6 protein-coding genes are annotated in these 6,574 nt (G+C 63.9%); 5 read left to right on the forward strand and 1 reads right to left on the reverse strand.

Features of this window, described 5'->3' with window-relative positions; all coding sequences use genetic code 11:
* Positions 1-1,050, forward strand: a 1,050-nt coding sequence (gene icd, locus VF515_21885; GenBank protein HEX7410281.1) for an NADP-dependent isocitrate dehydrogenase, incomplete at its 5' end; no start/stop codon positions are given.
* A 90-nt stretch (positions 1,051-1,140) separates the two neighbouring features.
* The gene (locus VF515_21890) at positions 1,141-2,754 is read left to right on the forward strand and encodes an AMP-binding protein (protein ID HEX7410282.1); all 1,614 of its coding nucleotides are present in this window, start codon (positions 1,141-1,143) and stop codon (positions 2,752-2,754) included.
* Positions 2,755-2,799: 45 nt separating this feature from the next.
* On the opposite strand, the gene VF515_21895 is transcribed toward VF515_21890, so the two are convergent.
* Entirely contained in the window at positions 2,800-3,183 is a 384-nt protein-coding gene (locus VF515_21895; protein HEX7410283.1) for an MAPEG family protein, read from the reverse strand.
* A gap of 152 nt (positions 3,184-3,335) precedes the next feature.
* Here VF515_21895 and VF515_21900 point away from each other — a divergent pair, with 152 nt between their 5' ends.
* The 3 genes from VF515_21900 to VF515_21910 all read left to right on the forward strand — a co-directional run.
* Positions 3,336-4,028 carry a hypothetical protein gene (locus VF515_21900; GenBank protein ID HEX7410284.1) on the forward strand — a complete coding sequence of 231 codons (693 nt, stop codon included), beginning with the start codon at positions 3,336-3,338 and terminating at the stop codon, positions 4,026-4,028.
* Positions 4,028-5,548, forward strand: coding sequence for a DNA polymerase Y family protein (locus tag VF515_21905; protein HEX7410285.1), 1,521 nt, complete (start codon positions 4,028-4,030; stop codon positions 5,546-5,548). The genes VF515_21900 and VF515_21905 overlap by 1 nt, the downstream gene beginning before the upstream one ends.
* On the forward strand, positions 5,541-6,574 hold a 1,034-nt coding region (locus VF515_21910), incomplete at its 3' end, for a PHP domain-containing protein (protein ID HEX7410286.1). The genes VF515_21905 and VF515_21910, both read left to right, overlap by 8 nt.

A 6,574-nucleotide genomic window follows, 5' to 3' on the forward strand; every position in this document is an offset into this window, starting at 1 on the left:
TTGCGACAAACCCTGGACCTCTACGTCTGCCTGCGGCCGGTGCGTTACTTCAGCGGCGTCCCGAGCCCGGTGCGTCATCCGGAGTTGATCGACGTGGTCATCTTCCGCGAGAACACCGAGGACATTTACGTGGGTATCGAATGGGCGGCGGAAAGTCCGGAAGCGCGCAAGCTGATCAATTTTCTGCAGACCGAGATGGGCGTGAAGAACATCCGCTTCCCGCAGACCAGCGGCATCGGTGTCAAGCCCGTGTCGCGTGAGGGAACGGAACGCCTGGTCCGCGCCGCCATCCAATACGCCCTGCTCAAGCAGCGCCGCAGCGTCACCCTGGTGCACAAGGGCAACATCATGAAGTACACCGAAGGCGCCTTCCGGGACTGGGGCTACGGCCTAGCCGCGCGCGAGTTCCGCGATCAGACGGTGACCGAACGCGAGACGTGGATCCTCGGCAACAAGGAGAAGACCCCGAACATTTCCGTCGAAGAGAACGCACGCCAGACCGATCCCGGCTACGACCTGATGACCCCGGATCAGAAGGCCAAACTGCGCGCCGAGGTCGAACGCGCCCTGAAGCTGTGGGGCACGCATGGCGAGGGCAAGTGGAAGAAGAAACTGCTGGTCCGCGACGCCATCGCCGATATCACGCTGCAGCAGATCCTGACGCGACCGAAGGAGTTCGACGTGATCGCCACCATGAACCTGAACGGCGACTACCTCTCCGACGCCCTTGCCGCACAGGTCGGCGGCATCGGCATCGCTCCGGGTGGCAACATCAACTACGCCACCGGCCACGCGATCTTCGAGGCGACGCATGGCACGGCACCCAAGTATGCCAACCTCGATCAGGTCAATCCCGGTTCGATGATCCTCTCCGGCGTCCTGATGTTCCAGCATCTCGGATGGAACGAAGTCGCCGACATGATCGTCAAGGGGATCGAAGGCGCCATTGCCGCCAAGACGGTCACCTATGATTTCCACCGCCTGATGGAAGGCGCCACGAAGGTGAAGTGCTCTGAGTTCGGCCAGGCGATCATCAAACACATGAAGTAGCACTCAGCTGTCAGCAATCAGCGATCAGCCAGAAGGTAGGGGCGCACGGCCGTGCGTCCCTGCCATGACCGTTGTTGTGAGGCCATGACGATGGAACTCGATCCCCGCATTCCCGGACAGTACGTCCAGCTCAAAGCCAAAGAATCTCCGGACAAGGTCATCTTCACGTTCGAGGGGTGGTCGAGCGGCCTCCCCGACGAAGTGATCACCTTTGGTTGCTTGTGGGAAAACGCCGCCAAGGTGGCGCAGGAGCTTGTGCGCCAAGGGTTACATCCACGTGACACCTTCGCCCTCTTCATGCGCAACCATCCGGAGTTTATCTACGGCATCATCGGCGGGTCGATCAGCGGAACCGTCTTCGTTCCCATCGATCCGCGGCAAAAGGGAGACAAGCTCCGCTACCAACTGACCCATGCCGAGTGCAAAGCCGTCCTGACCAGTACCGACCTGTTGCCGCAGCTCGAAGAGGTGCTGCCGCAGGTCCCAAGCCTCCGTTTCATTCTGGCGACGCAGCGGCCGGGCGGCCCGCCGGCCACGGGCAAGATCGTTCGCTCCTATCAAGAGGTGTTGCGTGAACCGCTGCGTAACCAGCCGGAACAGCGGGTCACCGAGATGAATCATCCCATTCAGGTCATCTACACCTCGGGGACCACGGGGGATCCGAAAGGTGTGGTGGCCGAGACCGGCCGCTGGACCGGTACGGCCGGATTGGTTGGTGCCGTGTTTGGCTACACCAAGGAAGATCGGCTCTACACCGGCCTGTCCCTCACCCACGGCAACGCACAGGTGGTGACTTTTCTGGCCGGGCTGTACAACGAGGTGCCGGCGGTCTTCAGCCCGCGCTTCACCAAGTCGAAGATCTGGGACATCTGCCGGCGCTACCACTGCACGACCTTCTCGTTGCTCGGCGGCATGATGGCGGCGATTTACGCCGAACCGCCGCGGCCCGACGATGCCGATAACCCCGTGCGCTTCGTGCTCAGCGCGGGGACGCCGCGGGCCATTTGGGAAGATTTCGAACGCCGCTTCAACGTGCGGATCCTGGAGTGGTACGGCGCCGTCGAAGGCGGCTTTGCCTTCAAGCCCATCGATCAGGGTCCGATCGGCAGCTTTGGCCGGGCGATTCCCGGCGTCATGGACATCAAGATCGTCGACGAGAACGACAACGAATGTCCGCCGGGCGTCGTTGGCGAGCTGATCTCGCGGGCCGCCGGCGCGGAGACGAAAGTCGAGTACCTGAAGAACCCGGAAGCCTCAGCCGCGAAGACGCGTGGTGGCTGGTTGCGCAGCGGCGACATGTGTTACCACGACGAGGAAGGCTGGCTGTTCTTCGGCCACCGTAAAGGATCGGAGATCCGTCACAACGGCGAGTTCATCCAGCCCGACTTCGTGCAGAAGGTGATCGCCGAGCTGCCCGAGGTCACCGACGTCTACGTCTACGGTGTGCCCGCCAAGTCGGGCGCACCGGGAGAGAAGGATGTCGTTGCCGCGGTCGTCTTGCTTGATAATGCGGCGTTTGATCCTGCGGCTTTCTTCCGCGCCTGCGCGCGGCAGCTGGAACGCAATCAACTGCCGTCATACGTGCAAGTGCTGAAGGAGATTCCCAAAACGGCATCAGAGAAGCCGGTCGATCGTTTTCTCATCGACGATTTCACTAACCGGCGCAGCCCGGTGTACGAATTGGAGCAGTACGGCGCTTCATAGAGACGCCCCGGCTGGGCGTCTCTACAGTCGGTGGTTGCTGGGCCGCTACAGCGCCCGCACGATGGCGCCGATCAGTCCGCCGAGCAGCAGGATGCCGGTCGTGACTGCCGTCATGATCGCGCCCGTCTCCCGCCGCTTCGGATCATCGAGATACCCGCGCTCGTAAACGAACCGCGCGGCGATGAACCCCAGGCCGAGGAGCGCGGCGAGTCGTGGGCTTGCGTATATGGCGAACAACCACAGGGCGGGAAGGAAGACGACCAGCTGTTCGAGCGTGTTCTGGTGGATGCGGAAGTGCCGCTCGAACATGGGATGGCCGGATATGGCTGGGGCCTCAACGCCGTAGCGCGTCCGTGCCTGCCCCACACGCACGCCGAGCACGACATACTGGATCAATACCAACACCGTTACGATAGCCACGAGTTCCATACACACCACCTCCTCTGTTCAGGGCCGCCATCTTGCCGGTTCTCTGGCCCGATCGCCACCCTTGACTAAAGCGAAAGTTTAGCGAAAATGTAGGCGTGCCGGTCTCCACCTCACGCCAGGCCTCCGCCCTCGCTCGTCTTGCGGAACTCTCCTTGCCCGGACAGGTGCACGTCGGCACGGCTCCCGAGCCGGTGCGCCGGCTGCCCAGCGGCTTGGCAGCTATTGATGCCCTGCTCGAGGGAGGGGTGCCGCGCGGGCGGATTAGTGAATTCCTCGGTCCACAGTCCTCCGGCAAAACCTCGCTGCTCCTTTCTCTCCTTGCCGCCACGACGCGACGGGGCGAGGTCGCCGCCTGGGTCGACCTCGCTGACGCCGTGCATCCCGAATCCCTGTTGGCTGCGGGGGCGGATCTCCATCGCCTGTTGTGGGTTCGGCCGGCAGCGGTGATCGACGGTTTGCGCTGCACCGAATTGCTCCTCCAGGCCGGCGGCTTTGCCTTCGTGGTGCTCGATTTGGGGGCCGTACGGCTGCGCCCGCTGCGCAGCCACGTCTGGCCGCGCCTCCGGCATGCCGCCGAACAGTCGCACACGGCCCTCGTTGTCCTTGCCCCGCACCGCGTCGCCGGCAGCTTTGCTGTCCTCAATCTCAGCTTTCAACTCCGCCTGCCGCTCTGGCGCCGTCGTCTGTGGCCGCTCTTCGAAGGCTTCGAAGCTGTGGTGGTGATGGTGCGCAATAAATTGGGTGCGCCGGGGCGACAAATCGTGATTCGTGTTCGTGAGTCGGGCTCGTCTCCGGAGCCCGCCTTCACGCTGACGCGCACGATGCACGCGCACGATGCACGCTGATGCGTCTCGCGTGTCTCTCCGTTCCCGATTTCACGCTGGCGGCGCTGCTGCGGGCAGAGCCGGATCTGTGTGGGGTGCCGGTTGCCGTTGCTGATGGACCAGGGCCGCGGGCCAGGCTGCTCGCCGTGTCATCGGCCGCCGCGCGCTGCGGAGTGGCCGCCGCCATCACCACGGCACAAGCCAAGGCCATTGCGGCGGACCTCGTGGTCCGGCAGCTATCGCCCGACACCCTGCGGGCGGCGCAGGCGGCGCTCTGCGACGCGGCCGAATCGTTTTCCCCACGCGTCGAAGATGCGGGCGGGGGCATCGCCTATCTCGATCTGGAAGGGCTCGGCTCGCTGTGCGACTCGGAATCGCAGTTGGCGAACGCCCTGGCGCAGCGGGCCATGCGTCTCGGCCTGGCGGCACAGGTCGGCGTCGCCGGTTCAAAAGTTGCGGCCTATCTCGCCGCCTGCCACGGCGGTGGCGTTACCGTGATCCCGCCGGGGGAGGAATGGCATTTTCTTGCCCCCGTCCCGATCCAGCGGCTCGAGCCCAGTCCGGAACTCACCGTCACGCTGCAGCGTTGGGGCATCCGCTGCATCGGCGATCTGGCGGCGTTACCCGTGAGTGCCATCGGCACGAGATTAGGCCCCGAAGGGGTGTTGTTGGTGCGCCGCGCGCGCGGTGAAGACGACCGGCCGCTGGTGCCGCGCCCTTTGCCTCTGCACTTCGAGGAAGGGATCGATCTCGAGTACGGCATCGAGGCCCTGGAGCCGTTGCTCTTTGTGCTGCGTGGCCTGCTCGACCGGCTGACGACGCGCCTGGCGCTGCGTGGATGTGTTTGCGGCGACCTGCGTCTCTCGCTGCGTCTCGCGACGCGCGGCCGTGACGACCGGACCGTTACCGTCGCCGCGCCGAGCAACGAGATCAAATCGCTCCTGGCGTTGGTGCGCTTGCAATTCGAGATGCATCCGCCCACGGCGGCCATTGAAGCCCTCCGCGTCATCGCTCTTCCCGAACGACTGCGTGCCGCCCAACTCGATCTGTTCCGTCCGCATGGACCGGCGCCGGCACGTCTGGCCGTGACCCTCGCACGCCTCGGTGCCATCTGCGGCGCCGATCGCATCGGCGCGCCGGCGGTGGCCGATACGCATAGACCGGACGCGTATGGCCTGAATCGTGAATGGCTTATCGCGGATCGTGCATCGCAAAAGGTGGATCAATCTTTGGCCATACGCCATACGCCATATGCGATATGCGACGGCTCTGCCGTCATTCCCCTGGCGCTGCGTGCCATGCGTCCGCCGCGGGTGGTGGAGGTGTTTTGCGAACGCGACCGGCCGGAGTTCGTACGTGGCGAGGAGTTTGCCGGCCGCGTCGTGCAGGCTGCCGGTCCATGGCGCGTGCAGGGCGATTGGTGGAGCGATGGCAGCTACGCCCGCGACTACTACGATGCCCAGCTCAGTGACGGCTGCATCTATCGGCTGTACTGCGATCTCGAAACGCGGAGCTGGTTTGTGGATGGCGTGTATGACTGAGAAAGGGTTCCCTGAGAAAGGGTTCACCGAGGAAGGGTTCAAGGGTTCGAGGGTTCAAGGGGTCAAGGGTCTTGGAGTCTTCAGTCGAACCCCCAAACCCTCGAACCCCCGAACCCTCTCCGGCTACATCGAACTCCGCTGCCACAGCGCTTTCAGTTTTCTCTCCGGCGCCTCTTTGCCTGAGGATCTGATCGAACGCGCCGCAGCCCTGGGCTATCCGGTGCTGGCACTCGGTGACCGCGACGGTGTCTACGGCGCCCCGCGTTTTCATCAGGCGGCGAAACGCGCCGGGCTGCGCGCACTGGTGGGCGCCGCAGTGACGCTCGACCTCAGGGTTCAAGGGTTCGAGGGTCCAAGGGTGCAAGAGAATGCGCCCACACTCTATCTCCTCGTGGCCAATCGCGCCGGTTACCAGAACCTCTGCCGACTCATCACGCGGACAAAAGTGCGCGCGCCGAAAGGCGAGTCGGTGACAACGCGGGAAGACTTCGAAGGTCAAACGGATGGGTTGATCTGTCTGGCAGGCGGTGCCGATGGTCCATTGGCCGCAGCGTTGCGGAACCCTCGAACCCTCGAACCCTTGAACCCTCTTCTCACCCGCTTGCAGCGACTTTTTCCCAACCGCCTCTACATCGACCTCCAACGCCATCTCGATCCGGAAGAGGAACGGCTCAACCGTACGCTGATCGCGGTGGCTGAGCACTTCAACATTCCGCTGGTTGCCACCAATGACGTGCGGCACGCCTCCCCGTCTGGAAAGCCACTGTTCGACGTGCTCACGTGTATCCGCAACAAGACCACGCTCGATGCCGCCGGGCGCGCCTTGTTGAAAAATGCCGAGCGCCATCTCAAGTCGCCCATGGAGATGGCGGCGTTGTTCCGTGACCTGCCGGAGGCCATCGCCAACACGCAACGCATCGCCGAGCAGTGCGAATTCACCCTGGCCGATCTCGGCTACCGCTTTCCCGACTATCCGCTGCCGCCAGGCGAGACCCCGATCGGCTATTTGCGGGCGCTGACCTACGC

The sequence above is a fragment of the Candidatus Binatia bacterium genome (assembly GCA_036382395.1).
Lineage (GTDB): Bacteria > Desulfobacterota > Binatia > HRBIN30 > HRBIN30 > JAGDMS01.

Coding starts and splice junctions, on each gene's coding strand:
- VF515_21890 (HEX7410282.1), top strand. CDS start 1,141: ATGGAACTCGATCCCCGCATTCCCGGACAGTACGTCCAGCTCAAAGCC.
- VF515_21905 (HEX7410285.1), top strand. CDS start 4,028: ATGCGTCTCGCGTGTCTCTCCGTTCCCGATTTCACGCTGGCGGCGCTG.
- VF515_21895 (HEX7410283.1), bottom strand. CDS start 3,183: ATGGAACTCGTGGCTATCGTAACGGTGTTGGTATTGATCCAGTATGTC.